The sequence below is a fragment of the Lutibacter maritimus genome, assembly GCF_900116115.1.
Taxonomy (GTDB): domain Bacteria; phylum Bacteroidota; class Bacteroidia; order Flavobacteriales; family Flavobacteriaceae; genus Lutibacter; species Lutibacter maritimus.
The window spans coordinates 225,047-249,368 of the sequence record NZ_FOZP01000001.1 but is presented as its reverse complement, the minus strand read 5'-3'; the positions used below and the strand labels follow the sequence as shown (position 1 = coordinate 249,368).

General features: G+C 28.0%; 35 protein-coding genes and 1 tRNA gene. 5 read left to right on the top strand and 31 right to left on the bottom strand.

Annotated elements, in window-relative coordinates; all coding sequences use genetic code 11:
• Nucleotides 1–27 precede the first annotated feature (27 nt).
• On the top strand, nt 28–627 hold the full coding sequence (locus BM335_RS01265; RefSeq protein ID WP_090222199.1) for a hypothetical protein: 600 nt from the start codon (nt 28–30) through the stop codon (nt 625–627).
• A 371-nt stretch (nt 628–998) separates the two neighbouring features.
• Here BM335_RS01265 and BM335_RS01260 read toward each other — a convergent pair whose 3' ends face one another.
• The 11 genes from BM335_RS01260 to BM335_RS01210 all read right to left on the bottom strand — a co-directional run bounded on the left by BM335_RS01260 (nt 999) and on the right by BM335_RS01210 (nt 7,002).
• Nucleotides 999–1,568, bottom strand: coding sequence for a hypothetical protein (locus tag BM335_RS01260; protein WP_090222196.1), 570 nt, complete (start codon nt 1,566–1,568; stop codon nt 999–1,001).
• A gap of 223 nt (nt 1,569–1,791) precedes the next feature.
• Complete coding sequence (locus BM335_RS01255; protein ID WP_090222194.1) at nt 1,792–2,238, bottom strand: hypothetical protein; 447 nt, start codon at nt 2,236–2,238, stop codon at nt 1,792–1,794.
• Nucleotides 2,239–2,291: 53 nt separating this feature from the next.
• A complete protein-coding gene (locus BM335_RS01250; RefSeq protein WP_090222189.1) occupies nt 2,292–2,816 on the bottom strand; it encodes a hypothetical protein in 525 nt (174 codons plus the stop codon).
• A 3-nt stretch (nt 2,817–2,819) separates the two neighbouring features.
• Entirely contained in the window at nt 2,820–3,206 is a 387-nt protein-coding gene (locus BM335_RS01245) for a hypothetical protein (protein WP_090222187.1), read from the bottom strand.
• A complete protein-coding gene (locus BM335_RS01240) occupies nt 3,196–3,624 on the bottom strand; it encodes a hypothetical protein (RefSeq protein ID WP_090222185.1) in 429 nt (142 codons plus the stop codon). The genes BM335_RS01245 and BM335_RS01240 overlap by 11 nt, the downstream gene beginning before the upstream one ends.
• Nucleotides 3,612–3,893 carry a hypothetical protein gene (locus BM335_RS01235; RefSeq protein WP_090222183.1) on the bottom strand — a complete coding sequence of 94 codons (282 nt, stop codon included), beginning with the start codon at nt 3,891–3,893 and terminating at the stop codon, nt 3,612–3,614. The genes BM335_RS01240 and BM335_RS01235 overlap by 13 nt, the downstream gene beginning before the upstream one ends.
• The gene (locus BM335_RS01230; protein WP_090222180.1) at nt 3,886–4,212 is read right to left on the bottom strand and encodes a DUF6706 family protein; all 327 of its coding nucleotides are present in this window, start codon (nt 4,210–4,212) and stop codon (nt 3,886–3,888) included. Before BM335_RS01230 ends, BM335_RS01235 begins: the two co-directional genes overlap by 8 nt.
• Nucleotides 4,212–5,510 carry a major capsid protein gene (locus BM335_RS01225; protein WP_090222178.1) on the bottom strand — a complete coding sequence of 433 codons (1,299 nt, stop codon included), beginning with the start codon at nt 5,508–5,510 and terminating at the stop codon, nt 4,212–4,214. Before BM335_RS01225 ends, BM335_RS01230 begins: the two co-directional genes overlap by 1 nt.
• A gap of 4 nt (nt 5,511–5,514) precedes the next feature.
• Nucleotides 5,515–5,883 carry a hypothetical protein gene (locus BM335_RS01220; RefSeq protein ID WP_090222176.1) on the bottom strand — a complete coding sequence of 123 codons (369 nt, stop codon included), beginning with the start codon at nt 5,881–5,883 and terminating at the stop codon, nt 5,515–5,517.
• A gap of 10 nt (nt 5,884–5,893) precedes the next feature.
• Nucleotides 5,894–6,583, bottom strand: a complete 690-nt coding sequence (locus tag BM335_RS01215; RefSeq protein WP_090222174.1) for a hypothetical protein — start codon at nt 6,581–6,583, stop codon at nt 5,894–5,896.
• Nucleotides 6,584–6,663: 80 nt separating this feature from the next.
• Entirely contained in the window at nt 6,664–7,002 is a 339-nt protein-coding gene (locus BM335_RS01210) for a hypothetical protein (protein ID WP_090222171.1), read from the bottom strand.
• Nucleotides 7,003–7,022: 20 nt separating this feature from the next.
• Here BM335_RS01210 and BM335_RS01205 point away from each other — a divergent pair, with 20 nt between their 5' ends.
• A complete protein-coding gene (locus BM335_RS01205; protein WP_090222168.1) occupies nt 7,023–7,220 on the top strand; it encodes a hypothetical protein in 198 nt (65 codons plus the stop codon).
• Here the strand turns inward: BM335_RS01205 and BM335_RS01200 are convergent.
• From BM335_RS01200 to BM335_RS01120, 17 genes are all read right to left on the bottom strand, one after another.
• Nucleotides 7,209–8,873, bottom strand: coding sequence for a hypothetical protein (locus tag BM335_RS01200; RefSeq protein WP_090222167.1), 1,665 nt, complete (start codon nt 8,871–8,873; stop codon nt 7,209–7,211). The two genes, BM335_RS01205 and BM335_RS01200, sit on opposite strands and share 12 nt — an antisense overlap.
• A 58-nt stretch (nt 8,874–8,931) precedes the next feature.
• Nucleotides 8,932–9,177 (bottom strand): hypothetical protein, encoded by a 246-nt coding sequence (locus BM335_RS01195; RefSeq protein ID WP_090222165.1) that lies wholly within the window; start codon nt 9,175–9,177, stop codon nt 8,932–8,934.
• Between the two features lie 11 nt (nt 9,178–9,188).
• Nucleotides 9,189–9,395 carry a hypothetical protein gene (locus tag BM335_RS01190; RefSeq protein ID WP_090222162.1) on the bottom strand — a complete coding sequence of 69 codons (207 nt, stop codon included), beginning with the start codon at nt 9,393–9,395 and terminating at the stop codon, nt 9,189–9,191.
• Nucleotides 9,395–10,762: a phage portal protein gene (locus BM335_RS01185; protein WP_090222159.1), complete on the bottom strand. Its 1,368-nt coding sequence runs from the start codon at nt 10,760–10,762 to the stop codon at nt 9,395–9,397. The genes BM335_RS01190 and BM335_RS01185 overlap by 1 nt, the downstream gene beginning before the upstream one ends.
• 11 nt (nt 10,763–10,773) lie before the next feature.
• Nucleotides 10,774–12,291, bottom strand: coding sequence for a phage terminase large subunit (gene terL, locus BM335_RS01180; protein WP_090222157.1), 1,518 nt, complete (start codon nt 12,289–12,291; stop codon nt 10,774–10,776).
• Nucleotides 12,275–12,787, bottom strand: coding sequence for a terminase (locus BM335_RS01175; RefSeq protein ID WP_090222155.1), 513 nt, complete (start codon nt 12,785–12,787; stop codon nt 12,275–12,277). Before BM335_RS01175 ends, terL begins: the two co-directional genes overlap by 17 nt.
• A 136-nt stretch (nt 12,788–12,923) precedes the next feature.
• On the bottom strand, nt 12,924–13,139 hold the full coding sequence (locus BM335_RS01170) for a hypothetical protein (protein WP_090222152.1): 216 nt from the start codon (nt 13,137–13,139) through the stop codon (nt 12,924–12,926).
• 36 nt (nt 13,140–13,175) lie between these two features.
• A complete protein-coding gene (locus BM335_RS01165; RefSeq protein WP_090222149.1) occupies nt 13,176–13,790 on the bottom strand; it encodes a Mom family adenine methylcarbamoylation protein in 615 nt (204 codons plus the stop codon).
• Complete coding sequence (locus BM335_RS01160; protein ID WP_090222147.1) at nt 13,787–14,371, bottom strand: ParB N-terminal domain-containing protein; 585 nt, start codon at nt 14,369–14,371, stop codon at nt 13,787–13,789. Before BM335_RS01160 ends, BM335_RS01165 begins: the two co-directional genes overlap by 4 nt.
• An 11-nt stretch (nt 14,372–14,382) precedes the next feature.
• Nucleotides 14,383–14,673, bottom strand: a complete 291-nt coding sequence (locus BM335_RS01155; RefSeq protein WP_090222145.1) for a hypothetical protein — start codon at nt 14,671–14,673, stop codon at nt 14,383–14,385.
• A gap of 184 nt (nt 14,674–14,857) precedes the next feature.
• Nucleotides 14,858–14,930 (bottom strand) — tRNA-Met (locus tag BM335_RS01150).
• Nucleotides 14,931–15,001: 71 nt separating this feature from the next.
• Nucleotides 15,002–15,319 (bottom strand): hypothetical protein, encoded by a 318-nt coding sequence (locus tag BM335_RS01145; RefSeq protein ID WP_218157794.1) that lies wholly within the window; start codon nt 15,317–15,319, stop codon nt 15,002–15,004.
• A gap of 52 nt (nt 15,320–15,371) precedes the next feature.
• Nucleotides 15,372–15,743, bottom strand: a complete 372-nt coding sequence (locus tag BM335_RS01140; RefSeq protein ID WP_177219122.1) for a VRR-NUC domain-containing protein — start codon at nt 15,741–15,743, stop codon at nt 15,372–15,374.
• Between the two features lie 447 nt (nt 15,744–16,190).
• A complete protein-coding gene (locus BM335_RS01135; protein ID WP_090222138.1) occupies nt 16,191–17,480 on the bottom strand; it encodes a DNA methyltransferase in 1,290 nt (429 codons plus the stop codon).
• Nucleotides 17,481–17,492: 12 nt separating this feature from the next.
• Nucleotides 17,493–18,605, bottom strand: coding sequence for a hypothetical protein (locus BM335_RS01130; protein WP_090222136.1), 1,113 nt, complete (start codon nt 18,603–18,605; stop codon nt 17,493–17,495).
• Between the two features lie 2 nt (nt 18,606–18,607).
• Nucleotides 18,608–19,216, bottom strand: coding sequence for a hypothetical protein (locus BM335_RS01125; protein WP_090222133.1), 609 nt, complete (start codon nt 19,214–19,216; stop codon nt 18,608–18,610).
• Nucleotides 19,216–21,207 (bottom strand): AAA family ATPase, encoded by a 1,992-nt coding sequence (locus BM335_RS01120; protein WP_090222131.1) that lies wholly within the window; start codon nt 21,205–21,207, stop codon nt 19,216–19,218. The genes BM335_RS01125 and BM335_RS01120 overlap by 1 nt, the downstream gene beginning before the upstream one ends.
• Before the next feature lie 364 nt (nt 21,208–21,571).
• Here BM335_RS01120 and BM335_RS01115 point away from each other — a divergent pair, with 364 nt between their 5' ends.
• From BM335_RS01115 to BM335_RS01105, 3 genes are all read left to right on the top strand, one after another.
• Complete coding sequence (locus BM335_RS01115) at nt 21,572–21,787, top strand: hypothetical protein (RefSeq protein WP_090222129.1); 216 nt, start codon at nt 21,572–21,574, stop codon at nt 21,785–21,787.
• Nucleotides 21,788–21,925: 138 nt separating this feature from the next.
• Nucleotides 21,926–22,180: a DUF2188 domain-containing protein gene (locus BM335_RS01110; RefSeq protein WP_090222127.1), complete on the top strand. Its 255-nt coding sequence runs from the start codon at nt 21,926–21,928 to the stop codon at nt 22,178–22,180.
• A gap of 6 nt (nt 22,181–22,186) precedes the next feature.
• Nucleotides 22,187–22,807 carry a hypothetical protein gene (locus BM335_RS01105; protein WP_090222125.1) on the top strand — a complete coding sequence of 207 codons (621 nt, stop codon included), beginning with the start codon at nt 22,187–22,189 and terminating at the stop codon, nt 22,805–22,807.
• 149 nt (nt 22,808–22,956) lie between these two features.
• On the opposite strand, the gene BM335_RS01100 is transcribed toward BM335_RS01105, so the two are convergent.
• From BM335_RS01100 to BM335_RS01090, 3 genes are read right to left on the bottom strand one after another with little or no spacing between them, the layout of a single operon-like run.
• Nucleotides 22,957–23,235 carry an ASCH/PUA domain-containing protein gene (locus tag BM335_RS01100; protein WP_090222122.1) on the bottom strand — a complete coding sequence of 93 codons (279 nt, stop codon included), beginning with the start codon at nt 23,233–23,235 and terminating at the stop codon, nt 22,957–22,959.
• A gap of 13 nt (nt 23,236–23,248) precedes the next feature.
• On the bottom strand, nt 23,249–23,494 hold the full coding sequence (locus BM335_RS01095; RefSeq protein WP_090222120.1) for a hypothetical protein: 246 nt from the start codon (nt 23,492–23,494) through the stop codon (nt 23,249–23,251).
• A gap of 1 nt (nt 23,495) precedes the next feature.
• The gene (locus tag BM335_RS01090; protein WP_090222118.1) at nt 23,496–24,272 is read right to left on the bottom strand and encodes a DNA adenine methylase; all 777 of its coding nucleotides are present in this window, start codon (nt 24,270–24,272) and stop codon (nt 23,496–23,498) included.
• Between the last annotated feature and the right edge of the window lie 50 nt (nt 24,273–24,322).

Genomic DNA, 24,322 nt, shown 5'->3' with positions numbered 1-24,322 from the left:
AGAAATCAGTAGTTGCACTAACTTTTTATGTACACACTTCAATTCAAAAAAAACAGCTCTAAATATTTTAATGATGCATTAGCATTTGCTTATGAATTAAATGCTGATTTTGAAAATGATATTATTACAATTAGAGTTCCTGATGAATATTTAGTAAATGCATATGCCACATTTAGATCATTATTTGGAATAATTCAGAATTGGAAAGGAACCGTTGCTTATTATAATAACAAAGAAGTTCATCCATTTCAATTTATATTGAAAGCTCATAATATTGGTGATTGCGAATTAAAAAGAACCAATTGTAATAGTTATGATTTTGGTTGTAAGTTTTTAAAGTTAACCTGGTATAAAGTTGGAAATTTTAATGGTGAAAAATGGGTAATTGACAAACCTAAAATAAAAGCAAAATTAGAACATCAAATAAATGAAAATGCAATCAACATTTGTAATATTTTTGATAATAATCAAGTGAGCTATTTTATAGAAAATTTACCTGATTTTATTATTCCTGATAATATTACTTTTAAAACTATTTATAAAGATAAATATGTTGATGGTATTAAAATTTCGGTGCCATTTTCAGTATCACCAATTAGGGAATATAGAAATGCAATTATTTTATAAAGTGAATTTTAGATATTTTTATTTATAATGAATTTAAATTAAAGAAATAATATAACTGATTAAATTCAATTTTATATATTTACACCATAATACTAGCCATTGTAGTATTATAAAAGAAAAAATTAAAGCCTTTAACTGACGAGTTAAAGGCTTTTTTCGCAGATACACCACTGCGAGATGTTGGTGAATTCTTTTAATTCCTAAATTTGTTAACAATGGCGAAAACAGGAGAGGGTAAAAAGAAAGTGTATGTGAAACCTCATACAACTACTCGCAAGGGTAAAGAAGTGAAGGTTCCAGCGCACTATCGTTCAACACCTAACTAAAGGTGACCCGATCCCCCTTTCGAGGGGGATTTTGTTATGGTAAATTTATTGAATTATACTAAAAGCTCTACTTGAAACTAATCCAGTTGCATTTTCATGTTTAATTACAAATGCATAATCTTTGGCTTCAACAGTAGCATTTCCCCAAGCTTCAACTTTACTTTGATAATCAGCAATACATTTACATTTATCAAAAGCTTCACCAATACATTCTTTAACTCTAAATGTTGAATTTTGAAATCCTTTTACAAAACTACTGTCAAAAGCTTCACAATGTGCATAATCAAACAAAATAACTTTACTATGTCCATCTGCAGTTATTTTGGCATCACCTAAACCAATTGCTTTTTTATCAGTAATATGAATGGTTCCAGTTATATAAATATTATGTGAGTTTAATTCCGTTTCATTAAACCATTTTTTAATATCTGATGTTGATGCAACACCACTATTAATTAACCATTCAAAATTATTGGTTAACAATTTCCAACATGCATTCTCATCATAGTTATTATGTAAATCAATTATCTTTCTCCAAAAGGTTGAGCATAAAATATTTTCATCCAATTTCAGTTTTAATAATCTTTTATAAATAGTATTAAATGCTTTTTTCATAATTATTCAGTTAATGGTATTCCTTTCATTATATCATTAAAATCATTGGATTCTTCCTTTTCAGTACTATCATCATTTTTATTTTTTGAATTTGATTTAGGAACAGATGATGACAACATTATTAAATTTTGATAACTTATTTTATTTACAACCTCATCCCATGATAAATGAAAATAATTACAAACAGAACCAACGAATTTATAAGGGTTGAAAATTATTTCATTTAACTTTTTAACGTCATTGGATTTATTGCTTCTGCAATCTGGATAGATTTCAAAAAAAAACTGGATTGTGTTTTTAATGCTGCCTCTGAAAATAATTGAAATAATTCTTTTGGTGTAACATTATGAATTAAAAAATCTACCCACCAATTAGGAAAATCACTTGTTTTTCCATAGGCTAAAATTGAAAATGCAGTAGCCATTTCAATTATGTATTTTGAAGCTTTTTCAAATGATACAATAGATCCAGGTTGCTTTAAATCATCTGGTATTTTTGCCATAGTTAAACCCGCTTTTGATAAAACAGATAATACAGGCGGTTTTAATACAAATTCAATTTCATTATTATCTTTTAAATCATCTGGGAGCATAGAATTGTCAGAAACTGATATTTTAAAAACAGTTGGTTTTTCATAAAATGCTTCTAGTATTTTTTCTTGTGCAGTCATAAGCTAAAAAAGGGTGTAAATAAAAACACCCTTTTAATTTAAAAATATAAGTTTTATACAGTTATTTCCTTTCTGTTATATGGTGCATATCGTGTGCCATTAGCTGCAACTGGAGTATTTGCAATAATTTCTACATCTATTGCTGGCAATCCATTTTTAGTGATATTACCTTGTTCACGTGCATTAATTTTTCCATAAGGAATCTCTAATACTTGTTTAACACCACTAATTTCTTTTCCTGTTAAACGTACACTTAACCAAATATCAGGAACTACCTCTGGAGCATCCCAAGTTTTTGTTCCTGCGGTATATGTTCCGCCCATTAACATTGGAAAATCAGCTTTATCAACTCCATACAAACGAACAACCAATTTTGCTGGTGTTGCATTTGAATTTAACGTGATGTAACTATCTTCTTGTTCTGTTGGAATTGTTTCTGTATTGGCTTGTGGTCCATCAAAAACCATTGAATTAACCTCTACTTCAGAGAATTCAGTTAATGCAGCACCCATAATTCCATCACCTGGCACACCCATTTCGAATTTTCCAACACCTAATAAATTTTGTGTTTTTCCCATTTTTTATAATGTTTGAAATTTTAATTTTAAATTATAGAAATACATACTATCCTTTTCAACATCTTTAAAAATGCCTTTATCATCATCAATTTGAAAATAGACATTATCACTCATTGAATCCTCCAATAAAGGAATCAGAACAGCTATTATTTCATTGAACTTTTCAAGGTTTGGTCTTCCAGACTTCACCTCTTTTATATGAACATTTACATTTGCATAACCACTTTGCAAATATTCATTTGGATTTGTTAATGTGTTTAACGTAATATTTTCATCCTGATTTCCATCTGGCTCATCACCAATAAAAACTTCACCAGAAATAATATTATTAACTACATCAACATTTATTAGTTTATATAAAGCTGATAATATTTGTAAACTAGATTTCACTTAAAATTGATTTTAACAATTCAACTTCAGGAGCTGCACCTGTAATAACATCAAATCCTTTTGCTTCAACAGCAGCTGCATAATTCATTCCTGCAACTCCAATTAAAACATATCCATCTGGATATTCAGTTTTAATTTCATTTGCAATTTCAGCACCTTTGTTTTTACCCACCTTCTTTCCTGAAAAGTTAGATTCAATTATTTTTCCATCTTTTAAAATAATGTACCCTATTGAACTTCTTAAATTTCCAGTTCTATCTTTGTAAGTGTCATTAGACCTTGCCTCATTTACAAATTTTTCACCTAAATATTGTAATATTTCTAAGAACTTATTGTTTGTTTGCTCTTCAAATTGTTCAAAAACTTCTCTAAATTGAGCACCTTTAAATAATGCCTTTAATCCATTTATTCCAGCCATATTTCGCAATGTGATTGGTAATTAAATAATTGCACTATTTTAAATTGTTTACCATTAAATTTAAATGATTTACCATCTGCTTCATAAGGAGTTAAATCCAATTTATCACAATACCATTTTGCTGAATAATCTAATGCTTTGCTTTGTCCTGATGGCTCATATCTTCCCTTCACTAATAACTCAATTTTAGAAATAGTAGGAATACCATTTTCATTTGATATTTCACTATTAATTATAATTGTACCAGTATGAGGAAATCTTTTAAGCATTTATAGCATTAACATTAACATTAATAATCTTAGGACCCATTTCAGAAAGTTTTGCATCATCATATTTTGTGTAAATACTTTTTGCTCTTGCTTTTAAATCTGAAACATTATATTTGATTGATAATTGTCCTTCTTTAAATTCTGGTAACAGAGCAATATCTAAATACAAATCAGCAGAAACCAATTCCACACTTTGCAAATCATTTTCAGTATAATTAGCCGCACCATCAATGATGCGGCCAATTAATTTGGAGTTTATATGTTCCAATGTTACCATTGAAAACAAAGGGTTTGCTTGTATGGCTTCTAATATTGTCATTATACAGCTACTAATTCAGCTTCAAACAATGCAACTCCTTCTTCAGATAAACTATTAATTTTCTTAGCTAAAGTTGCATCTAATTGTGAAATTGACGCCATTGGAACTTGTTCATCAATAACTCTAGCTGCATTAATACCAGTTACAACAGAGGCTTTCGTATAAAGTACTGTTTTGTATAAGTAATTTGCATCACCTTCAGTTTGAGTGTCTTCACTTGCGGTTGCTTCATTAGTATCTAATAAATAAATACTATCAACATTATCAATTACTGGAATTGCCAATGCTTGAACACTTGTATTTTCTTTCAATGGATTGTTAGTTCTAAACATAGAAACTAAAATAAAATCATCAACAACACTATATTCAACTCCAGCAACTGGATGATCCACTTCAGCAAGTTCACCATAAGTTAAAGTTCCTAAATCTGTAGTAGTTGTAAATGTAACCATTCCTTTTTCCCAAGGTTCAACAGCAACTTTTTTTCCACCTTTTTCAATTTGGCATACTTTATTGATAACAATTAATTGCAACCCATGTTCTTGAATTAAGTAATTCTGTAATTCTTCATTGGTAACTCTAAAAATATAATCTACATTTATTTTCATTAAACCTGCAAAAGCAGCCTTAACCTGTGCATTCAATTTAAATGCATTATACGTTACCTTATCAATAAACATATATTTTAAAATATGTCCATTTGAACGAGCTTTTGAAATTACATTTTCAATATCATCAATAGGAGTTGCGTCTGCATCGGTCCATACTTTTGTTATAGCACCAAGTTGATTTTCTTCTGGAATACCAAAATCAATTCTAATACCTTCGCCAGTATTTGTATTTTCATCAACCAATGTTACACCAGTAGATAATGCTTGTAAAAACATCATATCTAAACGTTCTTGAACACCTTTTACGCTATCAACAGCATCTTTAAATAATTTCTGTGCAATTTCGGCTTCTTTCTTTCCTCTGGCAGTAAGATTTTTCAAGGCTTGCAACATACTTTCATTTAATGCTTTTATCATACCAATTTTAGGAATTTCTCCAGTTGCTGATGCATAAGAACCTCTTTTCTTTAAGGTTAATTCTGAATCCAATGTTACAACATCTGCTGCAACAATGCTTGTGTTTGATGACAAGCTTTCGAATTTCATATCAGGTGAAAAATCCTTTTTTAAATACTTTTTATGTTCGTATTGAATTTCACCTTCTTTGTCATTTACCTTTTCGGTAATTTTCTTTGCTAATTTTGGAAATATTTTTCCAATTATATCTTTAAAAATTGAAGCTTCCATATTCTTATTCGTTTATGAATCTGATTAAACTTAAAGCTGTTTTTGCACCTGCAGGAATTGCATACTTTGCATAAGCTTCATTTACTGTTCCTCTTACCATAATTGCGGCCATTGCTTTAGCTGTTTCTATAGAAGCAACTAAAATACCTGCATAAGTATGACCTTCTGGCAATGTTCCACTTGTTGGAAGTGGTTTGTACTCGCCAGTTGCAGTTTCTTTGATAATTACGTGACCTGCTGATATTTCTGCATCAGCAAAGCCTGTAACATCTAATGTTCTACCACCAGCAATACCTTCTAAATGATTTACGATTACTACAGAATCATTTGTAGTATCAACATTGTTTTTGCTTGTTAAATTTACTGTAGCCATTTTGCTTTTTTTAGATTAAATTATCTGCAATTGCAGCAATTTCTTCATCTGAAGCTTCACCTGTTGGTGGATTACCACCTTGTGGTAAACCTGGAATTTTAACGTCTCCCAAAATAGTTTTGTGAATGTTAGTATATTCCGTTTCTAATCCTTTTAACTGTTCATCAAATGATGTTTCACTCTCCAAATTAAACCTGTTTATCCATTCCTTTTTAAGTGTATCTGGTAAAACTTTTGAAGCATTAATAACAGTTGTTGCTTGTTCTAATTTTGTTGATTTTGTTTTAGAATTTTTCAATTCTTTAACATCATCCATTAAAGCTTTTGCCCAAGCTGGCGTGTCATTGTTTTCATTTTTCATTTTTGTAGGATCATCATCATCGTTGTCTTCTCCATTTATTTTTTTGAAATACTTTTCCTGGAATGTTTTAATGCCAGCTGTTACTTTTTTATCATGTTCACTTTGTAAACTTTTTGATAATTTAAGCACATTGTCAAATCCAGTTTTAGTAATAAATTCAGAAAATTTAGGAGACCCCAACACAGTATTAAAGTCTATTTCACCATCATTAGATTGAGTTGATTGTAAACCAATTATAATTCCCTCAATTTGCGCTTCTGATGTAATGTTAATTGTTTCTGCAAGCTCCTCCGATAGCCCTGCTGCTTTGAGTGCCAGTTTGAGTTTCTCTTTTAGCATAAAATTTAATTATTGATTAAAATTATTATTGACAATAAAAATACTTCGAGCATCAATAATTAAGAATATTTAAACATTGTTTAATCAGTAGTTTCCTTTAATATGTCATTTTGAACAGTTTTTGTTGATGCAAATACCATTTCTGAAATATTTATGAATGATTTTTTTACAGATTGGGTTGCTTGGTTTTTAACAAAATACCATTCAGCAAATAGCTTTCTTTTTTCTAATAATCTTTTATCTCTTCTCATTTTCTCTAACTTGGAGTTAATATTTTCTTGTTTTAAATATGCTTCAAATTCAATATGCAATCTATACTTACGTTCAAATTCAATAAATAATTCTTCAACAGTACAAGGCACATTATGTTTATTGATGTACTTTTCTGCATCAGCTATTATATTTCTTGTTTTGCTCATTTTTTACTAATTTTGTTATTATGAAAGAAGAACTTACAACCAAAATGCACTCTGAATTCAGTATTGATTCTGAAACAGAAATATCACATCGTGTTTCTTGTGTTGTTGATGAATTAAATGAAGGGTATGACACCCTTGAAGTATTATTAAAAGATTATAATGTAACCATTGAACAATACAATAAGTATCGTTCTAAATGGGAAAAATTATTGAAATAAATAATTTAAAAACCATTCTAATTCTTTTTTATTTGTCAAATCAATGGTGCCACTCCACCAAGTACCTAACAATTCTTTTTTACCACCTTCTATATTTGCAAATCTTATCATTGGAAAAGGTTTATCATTTCCATATTTTTTATAATGATAATTTGCTTTTCGTTTAGCAATTTGCTTAAAAGCTTCATTTTGAGATTTATTAATAATATGTAAAACTTCACTCTTTTTAGTAGCTGAAAAACCATATTTGGCCCAAGCATAGCCACCCACATCAATATTAGCAGTTACGTTAATTTGTTTTATATTTCCAGCTTCATATTGTTTATATAATGTTTGAAACATTTTTTTAGTTAATCCTTTTCCTTGCGTGCTTTTTGGAACTCTCAAATATGCGTGGTATACACTATTAAAATCATCTTTATATTTAATTTCCCTAGTCATTTCAAAATCTCTACCTGATAATGAAAAATTAAATCCACTATTACTAAAATCAACAGTTTTTCTAATTCTTGAAATTCCATTTAATTGAAGTTCCGTTTCTAATGATGAAAACATAGTATTCAAATCGAAACCTTTTGCTTTGGAATTAAAATCGTTTAATGAAGTTTCATTAAAATTCACATGAACACCAGAGTTTTTAAGATTGGTAATCATATTGTTTTCAACCAATTTTGGAACTTTCACATCAACACCAATATTTTTTTTTAAAGAAAATCCAGCTTTTGTGTTTTTAAAATTTTCTGCAACAAAATGAGGTTTGTTTGTTAAACCTTTTATACGTTCAGAATTATTATTTAAATATCGTGCTGCATTAATAGGAATTGATTTCACATATTTTGATTGTGAAATTTCCTTTCCTTTCAAATATTTTACAAAATCTTCTTTTGATAATAATTTTGATTTTGAGTAACACAAACAATTAGGATGCCATCCAATAAAATTGAAGTTTTTAGGATAATCACCTTGCAATTCATCGCAAATATCATAAGCCGGATGCGCATTGCTTAAATGAACTTCAATACCTAAAACAAATGGTAAATTTTGTCGGCGCAAATTGTCTGCAGTTCTATAAGCAATATTAATTTCATTACGAGAAAGCCTAAGTGCATTTTTATAAGATGATCTATAAACCCCACGCCCAGGATGATAATTTTTTGCAGGATTGCTTAATATTAATTTTCCTGTTTCTGGATCTCGTAATCTTCTAAACCTTCTTTCAGGTTCTTTTAAAAATTGCTTTAAATCCAATGCTAATTTTGAAGCTGGACGACCAACGGTTAAACCTGATGAAATAAAAGTTTCTAATTGCTCACGCGTTTGATTTGTTAAACTCCAAACTCTATCAGATAACCGAAACCCCTCTTTGCCTCTATTTATAAAAGATTGAACAGCTGCTGCATTTCTTTGATAAAACTTTCTTTGATAATTATCAGGAATTGTAATTCCGTTAGTATAATTCGTTATTAAATTATCAGTATGATTATTAGATAATTCCCAAGATTGCTGAACACTATTTGATATATAATTAAAATACACACCTCTGAATTTGTTCATTAAAACATCTACTTTTCTTTTTACATCTTTATTTTTATACCAAACAGATTTATCAGTTACTTTATATTGCCTAAGAATTGAAGCTAAATCATTAGCCATATTGCTATATAATATATTCAGGTTGTTTTCCTGGATAATTAATAGATTTAAAAGTTCCTTATGATTTTTGGGTGTTGGCAATTTTAGATTTTTCTTTTATTATAAAATCATCAAAAGTTAAACTTCCATCAGCTGATAATTGCTGAATTGTTTTTTCTTTTTTATTAAAACTGATTGACTTTTTAAGTCCAGAATTAGTATAGCCTAATACCATAATAACAGTTTCTTTATCTGAATGAATTATTTGATTCTTTGTAAATCCATTTGTTTTAATGTATTGTTCTATTTCTTTTATTTTTTCCATGATATTTATTTTTAATCAATTCCTAATTTTACTAATACGTTTTGATCTTTTGTTAATTCAAAATCATACACAGCACTTTCATATCCTTTACTGGAAATAAAATACTTAACACCTGTTTGTCTTATTTCAATTCCAGTTACAAAATATTTTTCTTGTTCTAAATCGGTTTTCAAATACACAATTTGACCGATATAAAAAGCTAATACAATTTCTTTCATTATATAACCGTTGAGCCTAGTTCCACTTTTTTAGCATTGGTTTCTTCTTCTTGAATTGTTTCCAATTCTTCTTCATTATCTTCAACCAATGGATTATTTGCAACAGCTGTTGCTTGACTCATTGTAGCTTTACCTCCAGTTGCTTCAGATAAAATTTCCATAATTTCCTTTAAGTTTTTAGGCAAAACAGATTGAAATTGCACATTGAAATCATTTTCTTCTAAATCTATTTTTTTACCGTTGTAACCAAACACTTTCACACTCGCTTTCATAATATTGATTATCCTACTAATAACAACCTGGTAATCTCCTTCATCCCATTTAGCTTTTAAAATAGATCCATAAAACATTAACTCCATTGCATAATTGGCTACATTACCTATTCCTTTCATAGATTCGGTACTGAAGTTTGCTGTATCGGACAATCCATAAATCAATTTTTCTGAAGTTTCAAACTCTAATTTTAAAGCTTCGGGTGCTCTATCCCAAGAAATAATATCAACATCTCCAGAAACAACATTTCCATTTTCTGTTTCAACAATATCAACTTTAATAGCTGTTGTATCTTTATCTGGATAAGTTCCAACCGAACCTTTAATTTTGTATTTAGGATTTGCAAAATAATCGTTGGTATCACAAAATCTTGCAAAAGTGTTTTCAAACCTATCAATTAAGTCTTGTACTTCCCACCATTCAGGATGTTCTTGAGATAAATACACAATAGGAATTTTCTGCAATTCATTTTTTGTTTCTCCATTTTCACTTGCCAACAACCATTCTTTTTCATTTCTAAAAATGTAATTTGTTTCAGCAGTATATAAATACAAGTACTTTACTTTTTTATCATTTTCAGTTGTTTCATATTCCCAACCAAATGAAATCATATCTCCAAAAGCATCAAATTCTGGATATAACTTACCCGAAGTATTATCTAAAATTCTTGCCTTAATTTTTGTTTCAATTTCACCTTCTTTTTTCACAGGGAAAAAAACAATTGCTGCCGATGTTTCAGATTTCACAGTTTTACAAAAATTTAGGAGTAAAGAATCCATTCTTAAATCATCCCATAAATCGGTAATTATTGAATTATTATCATTTACTTCTTTTCCAATTAATTTAACTGGTTTAGCAAATAAAAATGAAGCAGCACTTTTAACAATTTTTCGCTGAAATGGAATAGGTATTTTAGCTACTTTAATAACTTCCTTTGCTGTAACTTTATCACTACGTTTACCAACTTGTGTAGCTCTTATTGTGCGGTCATTATTAAATTCTTTTGTGTATTTTTCAACATCACCAACTGCATTCTTTTGTAATAATTCTATTGCATCAGCTATTTTACCCTCTTTAATTAAATCTATTACCATTGTATGTTCATTTAAAATAATCCTAATTCTTCCTTACTTAATTCTGTTTTTAGTGTTACTTTTTTCACAGCTTCAGTTTCAATGATTCCTGTTAATGTATCAGGTCCATCATCAATTTTATTTTCACTAAATATTTTTTTATACGTTGTAATGTGCTGATAAAAATCTGGCCACCTTATATGCCAATCATCAGGCATTACAATTTCATTATTAACAGATGCACTTTCAGAAAATATTCGAGCTTCTTTATTATTCCCTTGATGAAACCATATAATTGCTGTGTTTTTATACTTTCTATTTTTTATTTCAGTTTTTACATTTCTAGCAAAACCACGTCCACCATTATTACTTTCAATTTTTGCCAAATTCACATTGTTATCATTCAACAATTTTGCTGTTTGTGGTTCTGTAACTTCCATCGCTTCATTTGTGAATAAAACATCAATTATATATTTATGAGTATCTATTTTATTTAATGGAATACCATATACTATTGAGCATAAATAATCTTTACCTGTATCAGCTGTATCTGTATAATTCTTAATAATCTTTAATTCTGGTAATTCTGTATATGTTTTGAATTTTCGATACAACAATCCTTTTTTATTCACTGGATTTCCTTGATGTAAACATTCAAATTTATCAGGATCTTTATCTCGTGTACTTTCTAACTTTTTTTTAGAATGTTTTTCTTCCCATAATGCCTCTCCTGGTTTTCTTGGATCTAATTCAGTTGGTTCTCCAACCTTTAAAGCTGGAAAGTTTATCATTAAAAATTGGTCATCTCTTAAGTTAGCAATTACTGTATCTAAATCTTCAGAACCGTCATATAAAACAACCAATCCTAATGAAATTAGTTTTGCAATTAAATCATTATCACTCCAACGCGTAAATGTGATGAGCTGTTGGGAGTCATTATGCAGTCTTGAATCTGCAACTGCTATATACCAATCCCAAACATTTTCTTGTACTATCGGTGAATTAGCTTCTTTCCAATCTTTATATAAATCATCCATTGCAAGTATATCAATTGCATCCCCTGTTAATGGACCACCAACACCTACAAATTTCATTGAACCTAAAGAATTTATGGATTCTCTTTCAGTATTTGTATTTGCTTTAGCACCTGTATAACCACGTTCAGGATATTGAACATTTGGAAAAATGTCTTTATATACCTGTTCACGCATAATTCCCATTATTTCCCTCCCAAATTTTTCAGATTTAGTTGCTGCATAACAAATTAAACCCATCTTTTCATCTGGTCTTAATCCAGCAATAAATGCGAATAGTCTTCTAGTTGCAGCTTCACTCTTTCCGTGTTGAGGAGGCATAGATGTAATCAGATTTTTAATTTCTTTGTGTGCAAATCTGTTTAATATGTCATAGAACTTAATATGAAATTCTTTTGGTGTGAATTTCTTAAATGTTGTTTTTGTGAACTTTAATAAATTATCTCGACTATCCTCAACATCATTCAAATACAATAAATGCTTTAATCTTTCATATTCATTATGATTCAGACTCATTGTGTTTTTTAATTAATTCCTGGATTTCAGCATCTCGTTCTTCTCTACTTAAATTCATTTTTTCACCTCCAGTGGTATGGTCAATATTCTTTGTATCTCTCCATTTTTCAGGTTGTCTATTTTTTAACCAAAATATTGCTGCTGTGGAATCAGGCGCATAATGTTTTTCAACTGGAACTTTCACTGGTTTTCCATCATGAAGAAATACTTTAGTATCTGGATGTTTAAATCCTATTGCTTTTTTATATAATGATGAAGCTACATTTGCATCAGCTTCAATTTTTCCCTTTTTTATGGACTCTGAAAATTCTTTATGTTTTAGTTTCCATAGATTAATAGTTGATTCAACTACACCAAAAAAATCAGCCATTTCAATATCTGTAGCACCTAATATTGTAAGTTTTAAAGCTTGAGTTGCATATTCAGCTTTATAACGCGTTGGCCTACCAACTTTTCGTTTGGTGGTTTTGACTGTATTTTTTTTACGAACAGGCATTAATAGATATTTCTATTCCTTTAAAAAAATTAATAAAACGTAATTGTGATTGGGTGCAATTGAATAATAGGACATTATTCCTTCACCTGTATTTCAAGTATTTATTGATTGTTTACAATCATTGTTTTAAAAAGAATTATTCTTCTTTTTTAAGCAATCCTTCAGCAGCATCAACATCATCTTCTAACTCTTCAATACGTCCTTTCATTTCAAAATAGCGTTGTTTTGCCATTGGTGATGCAGAACCACTATCAATTAAATCTTGAAGGTCTTTAAATGATTCTTTTCTTCTTTTTAATTTTCTTTTTAAGTAATCTATGTACATTAAAAACTTATTTTGAAAATCACTCATCTATTGAAAATATTAGACGACTAATTTAATTATTTTTTATAAATCTACCTCCACTATCTTTTTCGGATAGGGTTTTGCAATCTTCATTATCTTTTTACGCTGCCATTTATCTAATGGAAACACATATTTTATTTTAGCCTTACCTTTAACAATTTCAGCATTGGGGTCTACTTTTTCTTTTAAAACACTTAAAGTTGAAGTTCCATATTTTTTATTTATAGATCTACGATGTGTTAATTTTCCATTTAAAATAATACCTCTTTCATTTGCATATTCGCCTAAATAATACCAATTAGTAGCTTGGTAAATTGTTCCAATATGGTTTTGATTACGGTCTGCATAACTCACAATAATTTTTACAGCTGGAGCATCTTTTGTAATTTGACGTAATGTAGCTGCCAACACTTGGGATGTTGCATTTTGTTTACCATTTAATGCAACACGAACTAATTCTACAACTTGACCTTGTACCAATCCGAATTCTGATGCAATATGCGGATTTGCCCCATTTGAAAACAATACAACTCCGCACCATTCATTCGCATCATTAAAAACTGAATATCCCAAACGTATTTGAGGTACAGCTTTTGCATAATGAAATTTCATACAAGCATATTTAATGGCTTTTCCTGAAGCTTTTTCTATTTTCATAATTCACCTAAACTAAAACTGTATTTAATGTCCTGGAACAAAGGATTTATTCTTTTTAATTCAATAATTTCTTTTTCAAAATCATTCATTTGTTTTTCACTTACAAATGTTATTTTAATAGTTGGTGGGTTGTCTTTTTTAGGAGCCGTTAACTCATCCATTGTTGGCTCATCAAATAAACTTGTATCAATGTTTAATTCTTTAAAATCGAAACCTATATCTTCTAATTCAGCAATGCTAAAATCTAATTCCGATAATTTGTCTTCATTCCATTTACCACGATGTAAATTATCTTTCAACATTCTTTCCTTTTGAATATCATAAGGAACATCATTTTCAACAAAACAAATTGCACTATTAAAACCTAATAACTGTTGTGCTTTAATTCTTTGAGTTCCGGCATAACAATAATATGCTCCATTTGTAAAATTTATGAGTGATGGCCGTTGATGTAAAAAATTAGGATCCTTAGAAATATCATCCGATAATTTTTTTAATTCATCATCAGTAATTTCTCTTGGATTTTCTTCCAAAAGAATAATTTTACTTATGGGTAGTTTTATGTGTTCTATTTTACTCATTATTGATATTATTAAAACCAAACAGTATCACCTTTCTTCTTAGGTATTAAAACCAAGCTGGTGAGTTTTTTACTTTGTTTATTTCTTTTGATTTTGTGCTTTACAAATACTTGAATATTTTTATACAACTCATTTCTAACAACAATTAGATTTTGTGTGTATTGCATTTTCTTTCCTCCAATAATTGCAATTTGTTTTTTATTAATGTTTCGTTTTGAAAAACCGCTGGTAACATCGCGACTTTCAATTTCTGAAGCAGAAACAACCTTATATCTTTTTTTTAATAGGAAATCTAAAATCATACATTTAAATTTTAAAAAATGCTAGTCTTTCCTAGCAGTCAGAATTACTTTTCAATTCGGTCAGAAAATTATTTTGTTTGTAAATCCGTTTGATTATTCGCATAATTTAAAAGTCTTTCCTTTTTGTCAAATCAACACTTCTCGTTTACTACTCAAATTTTCATTCGTCTATCGGATTGCGTTGTAGCGAGAACAGGACTCGAACCTGCGACCTGGAGGTTATGAATCTCCCGAGCTGCCAACTGCTCTATCTCGCGATTTTTAAAAAAGCCTTTAACCTATTACACACATTAAAGGCTTTTCCTACTTAAACTAAATATTAACTAACTCAAATATTATCTCTTGGACACCTATACTTACTTACCAAAAAATCAGCATTTTTTTGTGTTGCATGTATTTTAAAGCTTTGATTCCAATTTTGCTTAAATACACTTTTATCCAAACAATCAAATTCAATTGCTAAAGGATAACTATTAATTAAAATAAAAACATCATTCATATCATATAGATCTAAAGTGAATTGATGCATTAATACATTATTGGTTACAATTGCTTCATTGATAAAGCTGTCATCAATTACATTAATGACATCCGATTTATTGGCAGCGGTGGTTGTAACCGTTCCACACACTGTGAACATCATCATCCCAATGATGCACACTAAAAGCCTACTCGCTTTCATAAAATTGTTTATATGGTTAATTGAAATAATCATCAATTACTGTTTTAGATTCATCAAATGAATAACACACTGCACATTTCCATCCAACAGATTTTAAATGCGCTAATACTTTTAATTGATTTTCAGAAGGTTTGTTTGGTTCAATTTTAAGTTCAATAGCTAAACCTATATTGCTAATTCCTTCAATTATGTTGTTGCCATTTTTAATGAATTTAGGTTGAAAAACCATAACATCAGGCATTCCAGATTTAACGCCTAAACGCTTCAATTTGGCACCACGAGCTGGTGAAGTTTTACGCTCATTGGCAATATGGCAAAACAATATTTTTGAATATTGCAAACGCAAATAGTCAGCAACTGATTGTTGAAGAATTTCTTCTTTAGTCAATGTTTTGTAAAATGTGTTTTGAAATATCGGCGCCTAAAGTGTTTCTATAGGACTTTTTGAAGTATCATACTAAATTCAAATATAGCTAAATAATTTGAAATTATAAAAGGTTTGAAAAGATTATTGATGTTGTATATTGGTTTAAAATAAATTTTAAACTAAACCTTTCAAATACTTTTCAACAACATAAGGTTGAATTTCTTATGTTACACATATTATACAAATGATTGGAAAAAAGTTACTGGATAAAGTTGTCAAATAAATGCGTTATTATTTTGAATGTTTTATAAACTTTTAGATTGATGGTTTGTTAGATTTTAAGTATAAAGCATATCGTAATGTCCTAAAAAACAAATTGTTTGATGAGCTGAGGAACTAACACTTAATAGTAATTTTTATATTAAGTTTGGAATTAATGGTATTAAAGTGTAAAAATCTTATACAAATTTATAATTTTGTCAACACAATTACACTTTCTCTCATGTTATCAATATTCATTTTTTTGGATTGTTGACTACTTGTCTTTATTGGCCTTGCAATTCTAATTTCTTCACATCTATATCCAATCAATTCAGCAGCTTTTGCAATAATTACATCAACCTCAATAATATGATTAGAATAAGCTGAATTTGATACATTAATATATAATTTAGCATTAGGATTTAACTTTGATTTTAAATCTAAAAGAAGATTTTGCATATCATTAAAATAACCTCTTACCATATTAGGAATATTTAGATTCCATAATTCAGCTTCATCACTTTCTAAATATGCAATTGTTTTTTCTAATTCTTCAATTTTTGGAAAGTCTACTTTAGGTAATTGTATTTGAACATGAGAAGTTAAAGCACTTTTTCTTATCACTTTTTCACTTTTATAAGTTGATACATAACCTAACATCCATAATTCAAGTCTATATATATCAGTATAGTCTCTGGAATTTAAATAAGGAGGAGATGTGATTACTATATCAATACCATCACTAATTTCTTTTATTTTTTTTCTTGAATCTCCAAAAAGAATATCATTTTCTTTATAAAAACCCCCATATTTTAAATCAATATTTTTTAAATCCTCTAAAATTACATTTTTTGAATGATTCAAAAAAAGTTGATGTACTTTTTCACGTTCATATTTTTTTTCTTGCCAATTTTTTTTGTAAGATAAACATTTACCATTTTTAAAAACGTTACTTACTTCTTGTAAAATTGTGGCTAATGATATTTTGAATACTTTTTTATATTCTTTATTATCTCCTTTACAGATTTTATCTATTGATTTAACAATATCAAAAATACCATTTGATGCAGATTGATGAAAAACCCATTTTTCTCTTTTTGAATTTTCAAAAAATGTCTTGGACTGTAGTTTTGGATGTTCAACTAAAGATTTGCTTTTTGATAAACTTATAGCAATTTTATTCATTAATTTCTCTAAAATGTCAGAAGATAAATTAGAGAAATTAATTTTAATATTAGATACATCATAAAAAAATGGACTTGATTCTATTGAAACACATTTAATCCCCATTTCATAACAAGTTAAAGCTGTAGTACCAATACCCCCGAAAGGATCAAAGCAAAATTCAGGTTTATTTTCTTGTTCTTCAATAATATTTTTAACAAAGTCTGTAGAATATCCTTCAACTAATGGATACCACCTATGAATTGGTGTGTTTTTATTAGGGGTAAATGTAACTAAATTAGAGTATTGGTTAGTGTAGTCTTTAAAATTCAAATTAATAATTTTTTATGATGGATGTTGATTAATTACTTTGAAATCTGGAATTTTTTTAAATCTTGGATAATACTTACTCAAATCTTCAATCAAATGCTTTTCATCAAATACATCAACAGTGTCTGGTAAATCTTCATTTCTTGCATCAAAAACAGCTAAATAAGCTAATTTGATATTCTTTCTTTCATTATTAAGTTGTCTGATATAATCTACAGTTTGTAAAACCGCATTTGGGTTTATATCTTTTGCTTCATAACAAGTACCTATTTTTTGTCCTAGTGAGTGTATACTTACACCAACCCATTTAACTTCAATTAAATAAAGCTCTCCAAAATCATCATTTATAAATATATCTAATCTTTTAAAATTTTCAAGAATATATTCTTTACTTAAAACTGTAGCTTTTAGATTTTTTGTCAAGTACATTCTTAAATCATCTCTAAACCTATCCTCTGGCTTATTTTCGAGTAATTGTTTATGTTCATTATTAAAATCCTCGTACTGTTTTTTAGTAGGATTATCAATTAAATGTTTGCAAAGTGAAGATTTTGTACTTTTAGATGCAAAAAATTTATAATAATTATTTTTTACTTTTAAATGGCTTCGATATTCATCAAATATTTCTATAATTTTTGTGATATCTTTTAGTTCATTATATGTATTTAGAGCATCAGTTGTAAAGAAAATTGCTTCTCCAACATCTTTACCATCTACAAAATAATGAACTCCTTTAGGGTTAATTAAAAATACACAAACTTCACAAGATAATTCTAAATAATATTTTCTTGCATCATTGTTATTCTTAATTTCTTTCCTCTCAACCTTTATTAAATCTAAATTTCCATCAAAAAGCAAATGATTATTTATAATACACTCATTTTCATCTAATGTTTTAAATAATTTATCACTAAAATCTGTAATTAAATTACTGATTTCATCTTTTGAAATTAATATGGCTGTAAAGTCTTGAATAGGTCTTTCTCTATGATAAGTTGCTATACATCTATGTAGATTTTTAAAATTATCAGTTTCCTGAATTCCACTTTCCGTTCGAATATGAATTTGTGATTCTTTATCTTTTAAAAATTGCTTGAAAGAATCTGTTCTAAAATTAAATCCTCCCATATTTATTCTTCTCTTAAAATTATTTTACTAAAGACATATTCAAAGTATAGTTCAAGATATTCATCTTTACTAATCTCTGATATGTCATTTAAAGTTTCTTCAAATGCAGCTTTGAATTCATTCAAAGTTTTTACTGTTTTATTTTCTGGAGAAGTATCTAATGTTTTTTGCGAATTTGTTTCTATAGCTTCTTTATACAACGGATCATTGATTGTGAAACTAAAAATTTTATTTTCGCCATATATACCTAAAATATAAACAATAGTTTTAAGCCAATTAAACTTCTTTTCATCACCTTCAAATTTATATTTAAATTGTGAAAGCTTTAAATTACCTTCTATATCTTCAGTTAAAATTTCTCTTACTTTTAAATCAAGTATTGAACGATTTATAAGCTCGGAATATGGACCAGTAATACTTATTGAGAAATAATAATCACTAAATAAATTTTCATTCTCATCATTAACGAATGTATAAAGTACTTTGGTTAAATATAGCGTTCTTTGTATAGATTGCTCTCTAATAGATTGCCAGCCAATTCCTTTGATGAGTTGTAGTAAACCAATTATATCATTGTTTGAATTATATAATTCTTTAGTGGACTGTTTCATTATTTAATTTTTAATTTAATTTTATTATAAACTTCTAACAATGTATTACTTGCATTTTGAATTACTGATTTTTTACCGATATCTAAAAGACTAATAATAGATATTTGATTTTTAGATAATTCTATCAAATGATTTAAGAATTCGCTATTATTTAAGTTTGTAGTCAATATTAATGAGTTATCTTTTTCCAAAAATTTCATAAATACTTTTGCGGCATTTTTTTCGTATGAAATATCTAAACTACTATCCGGAGTTTCAACTATATAAAAAGTTGGTTTTGTATAAAAAAAAGATAGAATACTCATTCTGAATGAATGGTCAACAAAAAACCTTTGTGATTCTGAAAGTTCTTCTTCAAATTGACGGGTCTTACCATCAATAACAGGATAAAACCTTTTATTTCCATCACCTAAATCAGCATATGTTAAAGAACATTTTACGCCAAGAAATTCTCCAGCAAATTCTGAAAATAATATAGAAAATCTTTTAGTTTCTTTTGAAATTTGTTCTTCAATTAATTTTGAAAATTCATCAGCTTTATTTTTTTCAATAGTACTCTTTTCTTGAAATTCATTTTTTAATTTTTCAAGATTAGCTATTTCATCATAGAAGGCTTGAAGTTGGTCTGTTTCAGAATTTGGCACTTTAGAATTACTAAATTCTAACTCTCTTAAAGTTGATTGAAATTCTCTTTTTCTCGCAGAAATAATCCTAAATTCTTTATCTAATTCTTTAAGAATTTTATCATTTTCACTTATTTCCTTTTGAAAGTTTTGTAGTTTGCGGTGTTCTTCAATTAATAATTTGTTTATTTCATCATATTCTAAATCTAAAGATTTATTTTCTACTTCATTAATTTCTTGATTGCATAATATACAATTATTAGAATTACTTAATATAGCTTCAGCGAAAGTATCTTCAACTTCCTTGGTGCATAAAGGACATATGTGATTAGTTTTTATACTTTTAAAATATAAATCATAATTCTTATGTAAATGCTGCCATTTATTTGCAAATAGTTTATTCTCAGCTGTTTTTTTATCCTTATCAAGGTTTGTCTCTTTTACACTAATCTCATTTATTTGATTACTTAATAATTGAATTTTATTATCAACTTTCTTCCTATAACTTTGTTTATTATCAAGTTGCTTATCAAGTTTTTCAATTTCATTTTTTATATTGATAATTTTAGAATTAATGGATTGAGTATTATCGTCTTTATTCTTACTATCATTAACTTTATCTAAAACTTTTTTAATAGCTCTAATATCTTCAGATCTGTGTCTTGCACTACTGTCAAAATATTTAGCTTGCCTCTCTGCTTCTTGTCTTAATTTATCTAATTCTGGAGTATTGAAATATTTATTAAATAATTCATTTTGAACATCATTCCCTATTTTACCATCATTCCATAAAATTGTTTTGTGATCTTCTCCAAAATATAATATTTCATTTACAAAGAAAATCAAATCATCAAATGATAGTTCAGACACTTTAGAAATATCATCTTCATATTTTTTCTGTAAATATTCGTGTTTTATATCATCACTTAAATCTTCATATTTACTTTGAGAAATAATTTTTCCTTCAATTTTATCTCCATTCAAAGAATAAGAATTTAAAGTAATACTTTCTATACATCTTGTGACTGAAAATAGATTATCATTAATTTCAAAACTTATTGTGATATTGGCTTTTGAATCAGTTGTTATTGAACTATCCTGCCTATTTTTATAATAATCCATTGGATGTAAAATCCTTTTTTCAATTTTACGGTCTTTGTAAGTTCTTGTAAAGTCAAAATCTTTTTTGTAATGACCAATTATGGAATATTTAATTAAATTAACAAGAGTGGTTTTTCCCATCCCATTTCCACCAATTATGATGTTTATTCCATTGATAAATTCATATTCAAAGTTTAAACCATTTGGATATAAAGTAAAGTTTTGTATGTGAATTTTTTTTAATGTTGGCAGATATATTTTTCTCATATGATTTGTAATATTTTCATCATTAACATTTTAAAATGTTCTTCCCGGATTAATGGATGGATGTGTGTTACTGAAGTTTTTTAAAATTGTGATTTGAATAATCATATTATTTTGATTTATTGCCATTTATTTTAAAACAACTGACTTATTAAGTCATCTATATTTTAAAAAAAATATTATTAACATTGCAAATATTTAAGCAAAATTTAAATAAACAGATTTCTTAAATAATTTAATTTTTATTCAAAAGTACTAAAAATATTGTGTGCTAGGAAACCTAATAAATATAATTGCAATACATTTAAAATAAATATTCATAAAAAGGTTTTATTATAAAAAAACTCAAATTAAAAACTAAAATGCTATGAAAATAAAATCACTTCTATTTGGAATATCTATCATTTTAAGTTTAGGTTTCATTACACCTATTGACAATACCGTTTATGTTTGTGGTAAAAGTGAAATTTATCACAACTCAAAAAAACATTCAGCTCTGGGAAGATGTAAATCAGGAATTAAAGAAATGAAAGAATCTGAAGCAAAAAAAGCTGGTAAAAGAATTTGCAAGTGTAAATATTAGTCATTTCACTATAATCCACAATGCATTTAACCTCTGATTAAAATAGATTCCGCAAGCTCCACAGTATTTTAATCAGGTAGTTGCCACACATTTGGAATAAAAATTGCAGTTAATTAAAAAAATATTATATTTGAATATATGAAAGCAGATAGAAAAAAAACATTAGGCGCAAGATTTCGTGCTGCTGGTTCTTCTGGGACTAAAGCTCATATCATTTCAAGAAAAGGACATTGGGTGATTTTCAAGGAAGGATCTGATAGAATTTTATCTGAATATTCTACAAGAAAAATAGCTATTTTAAACGGCAAAAAAATTCTTGAATCTGGTGAAGCCGACAAATTAGTTTTACACAAACCAGATGGAACTGTTGAGAAAGTTCAATTAGCCGATTAATCATTTATGCCTTTTGAAAATAATATATTTATTAATTGTCCTTTTGACAAAGCATACCAACCAATCATAAAAGCTATTGTTTTTGGAGTAGTATATTTAGGTTACAATCCTTTATTATCAGAAACAATTAACGGAGCAAATGCAAGAGTCGGTGGAATACAAGACTTAATAAATGAATCAAAATTCAGCATTCACGACTTATCCCGAATGGAATCGTCGAAAAAAGGAGAATTAGCAAGGTTTAATATGCCTTTTGAGCTTGGGTTAGATATGGGATGTAAAAGATTTGGAAGCCCTTTTCATAATGAAAAATACTTTTTAATATTTGATAAAGAAAAATATCGTTATCAAAAATCAATTTCAGATATTGCAGGAAATGACATCTGTATTCACAATAATGAACCTGAAAAAGCTCTTCGACAAATTAGGAATTGGATTAGAAAAGTTAATGGACAACATATTGACAGTGCCAACAAAATTTGGAGACTTTTTAATGAATTTAATGGTGATTTTTTTGAAATTGCAAGAGCAGATGAACTTAATGAAGAAGATATTAAAGAAATGCCTTGGGATGAACATTGTTTTTACATTAGAGAATGGCTAAATGGACGAAATAATTTTGAATAAAACGTGCGGCAAAAATGCATGACCAAAATTGTTGCATTTAATAATATATTATATTTCTTAATACTAATTTTGTTAGTTTTATAAAACGAAAAAATTGTCTTAACCAAAACACAACTTTGGTTATACTAAACCGTTAAAAGCAATGCTAACTATTCAGTAATCTTTGATGGTTCATTTTTAATCACTTCAATAATTCTAGTCCCAAGGATGCAATAAGCTTTATCTAAGCCATATAGTCCACCTTTCAGAATGTAAGTGACATAAACATGAATTTCTTTACCTGTATAGTTTACTCCATCCCATTCTTGAAGTTCTAATTTATCTCCAAGTTTATAATCTCTATCATTTTTACGAATCTCAAAAGGTTTATTTCCTGATGCTGCTGCTTGATAGTATTCGGGTAATATTTTTAGTTTGTGAGTTGACATAATTGGTTTAAATTTAGTGAGGCTTTATTTTTATTAGTTCTTGTACGTGTTCTAAATGATTGTCTTTTGGTAATGGCCCATACTTTACAATAACATATCCTTTTTGTTCGCAAAGTTCAATAACCTTACCTATAGTTTTGGTGCATCTATTTTTTACTGGAGTTCCAATGGCTAGTTTTTGTTTTTTTGCAGTTTCAGCTGCTTCATAACTGCTAAATAAATGGCAACTGCACGTGTATAATCCTATGATTCCTTTCATATTAATTAAAATTGAATGCTATTTGATGTTTACTGTAATTAGTTATTAAAATTTCTTGTTTTCTATTCTTTATATTTTTTCGCTCTTTTAAATAGATTACATTCATTTTATAATCTGACGCAAAGTCTAACACTTGTTCATTATAAAATTCAGACATAGCACAATTAATTCCACTTGTAGCCATAATTTTAAAGCAATCTTCTGTATCTGAAGTTTTCCAACTTGGCACTTTATAATAATGTTGCGTTCCTAAATAAACTGGATCTAGATAAACAAAAGCTTCATCTTTAGTAATTAGTTTTTTTGAAAATGAAATTTTAGGAATTACATTTCTAAAATCACAAGTTGTGAGTTTTACGTTTTGCAATTTTAAAAATGTTGGTTCAATATTCTTAATCAATATTTTTTTTGCATTATCTAATCCTAACCTTAACGTATCTCCTTTTCCTAAATAGGTAAAATTTGAGAGTAGTAAAAATCGTAAAGCTTTTTTCATTGGGTCAATTTCCAAATTAACTTTCCAATGCTTGATCAAACTTTCTGAAATTGGCATTAATTGAATTTGCTTAATTAATTCTTCTTTATTGTTTAGAATTACTAAGTATAAATTAGTAACATCATCATCAAAATCATTCAGAATTGCATATTTAGGCGCTGGCAAGTAGAAAAATGAGCCACCAGCACCAAAAAATAATTCTATACGCATTTTATGCTCTGGGAAGTAAGTTTGTAGCTGTGTTTTCATTTTTCTTTTATTGCCAACTCTAGTTAATACCATTACTCTAAATTTTCGTTTTTTAAATCGTTGCTAAAACCTAACAATGCATA

Coding starts and splice junctions, on each gene's coding strand:
- BM335_RS01265 (WP_090222199.1), top strand. CDS start 28: ATGTACACACTTCAATTCAAAAAAAACAGCTCTAAATATTTTAATGAT.
- BM335_RS01260 (WP_090222196.1), bottom strand. CDS start 1,568: ATGAAAAAAGCATTTAATACTATTTATAAAAGATTATTAAAACTGAAA.
- BM335_RS01255 (WP_090222194.1), bottom strand. CDS start 2,238: ATGACTGCACAAGAAAAAATACTAGAAGCATTTTATGAAAAACCAACT.
- BM335_RS01250 (WP_090222189.1), bottom strand. CDS start 2,816: ATGGGAAAAACACAAAATTTATTAGGTGTTGGAAAATTCGAAATGGGT.
- BM335_RS01240 (WP_090222185.1), bottom strand. CDS start 3,624: ATGGCTGGAATAAATGGATTAAAGGCATTATTTAAAGGTGCTCAATTT.
- BM335_RS01235 (WP_090222183.1), bottom strand. CDS start 3,893: ATGCTTAAAAGATTTCCTCATACTGGTACAATTATAATTAATAGTGAA.
- BM335_RS01230 (WP_090222180.1), bottom strand. CDS start 4,212: ATGACAATATTAGAAGCCATACAAGCAAACCCTTTGTTTTCAATGGTA.
- BM335_RS01225 (WP_090222178.1), bottom strand. CDS start 5,510: ATGGAAGCTTCAATTTTTAAAGATATAATTGGAAAAATATTTCCAAAA.
- BM335_RS01220 (WP_090222176.1), bottom strand. CDS start 5,883: ATGGCTACAGTAAATTTAACAAGCAAAAACAATGTTGATACTACAAAT.
- BM335_RS01215 (WP_090222174.1), bottom strand. CDS start 6,583: ATGCTAAAAGAGAAACTCAAACTGGCACTCAAAGCAGCAGGGCTATCG.
- BM335_RS01210 (WP_090222171.1), bottom strand. CDS start 7,002: ATGAGCAAAACAAGAAATATAATAGCTGATGCAGAAAAGTACATCAAT.
- BM335_RS01205 (WP_090222168.1), top strand. CDS start 7,023: ATGAAAGAAGAACTTACAACCAAAATGCACTCTGAATTCAGTATTGAT.
- BM335_RS01200 (WP_090222167.1), bottom strand. CDS start 8,873: ATGGCTAATGATTTAGCTTCAATTCTTAGGCAATATAAAGTAACTGAT.
- BM335_RS01195 (WP_090222165.1), bottom strand. CDS start 9,177: ATGGAAAAAATAAAAGAAATAGAACAATACATTAAAACAAATGGATTT.
- BM335_RS01190 (WP_090222162.1), bottom strand. CDS start 9,395: ATGAAAGAAATTGTATTAGCTTTTTATATCGGTCAAATTGTGTATTTG.
- BM335_RS01185 (WP_090222159.1), bottom strand. CDS start 10,762: ATGGTAATAGATTTAATTAAAGAGGGTAAAATAGCTGATGCAATAGAA.
- terL (WP_090222157.1), bottom strand. CDS start 12,291: ATGAGTCTGAATCATAATGAATATGAAAGATTAAAGCATTTATTGTAT.
- BM335_RS01175 (WP_090222155.1), bottom strand. CDS start 12,787: ATGCCTGTTCGTAAAAAAAATACAGTCAAAACCACCAAACGAAAAGTT.
- BM335_RS01170 (WP_090222152.1), bottom strand. CDS start 13,139: ATGAGTGATTTTCAAAATAAGTTTTTAATGTACATAGATTACTTAAAA.
- BM335_RS01165 (WP_090222149.1), bottom strand. CDS start 13,790: ATGAAAATAGAAAAAGCTTCAGGAAAAGCCATTAAATATGCTTGTATG.
- BM335_RS01160 (WP_090222147.1), bottom strand. CDS start 14,371: ATGAGTAAAATAGAACACATAAAACTACCCATAAGTAAAATTATTCTT.
- BM335_RS01155 (WP_090222145.1), bottom strand. CDS start 14,673: ATGATTTTAGATTTCCTATTAAAAAAAAGATATAAGGTTGTTTCTGCT.
- BM335_RS01145 (WP_218157794.1), bottom strand. CDS start 15,319: ATGATGATGTTCACAGTGTGTGGAACGGTTACAACCACCGCTGCCAAT.
- BM335_RS01130 (WP_090222136.1), bottom strand. CDS start 18,605: ATGGGAGGATTTAATTTTAGAACAGATTCTTTCAAGCAATTTTTAAAA.
- BM335_RS01125 (WP_090222133.1), bottom strand. CDS start 19,216: ATGAAACAGTCCACTAAAGAATTATATAATTCAAACAATGATATAATT.
- BM335_RS01120 (WP_090222131.1), bottom strand. CDS start 21,207: ATGAGAAAAATATATCTGCCAACATTAAAAAAAATTCACATACAAAAC.
- BM335_RS01115 (WP_090222129.1), top strand. CDS start 21,572: ATGAAAATAAAATCACTTCTATTTGGAATATCTATCATTTTAAGTTTA.
- BM335_RS01110 (WP_090222127.1), top strand. CDS start 21,926: ATGAAAGCAGATAGAAAAAAAACATTAGGCGCAAGATTTCGTGCTGCT.
- BM335_RS01105 (WP_090222125.1), top strand. CDS start 22,187: ATGCCTTTTGAAAATAATATATTTATTAATTGTCCTTTTGACAAAGCA.
- BM335_RS01100 (WP_090222122.1), bottom strand. CDS start 23,235: ATGTCAACTCACAAACTAAAAATATTACCCGAATACTATCAAGCAGCA.
- BM335_RS01095 (WP_090222120.1), bottom strand. CDS start 23,494: ATGAAAGGAATCATAGGATTATACACGTGCAGTTGCCATTTATTTAGC.
- BM335_RS01090 (WP_090222118.1), bottom strand. CDS start 24,272: ATGGTATTAACTAGAGTTGGCAATAAAAGAAAAATGAAAACACAGCTA.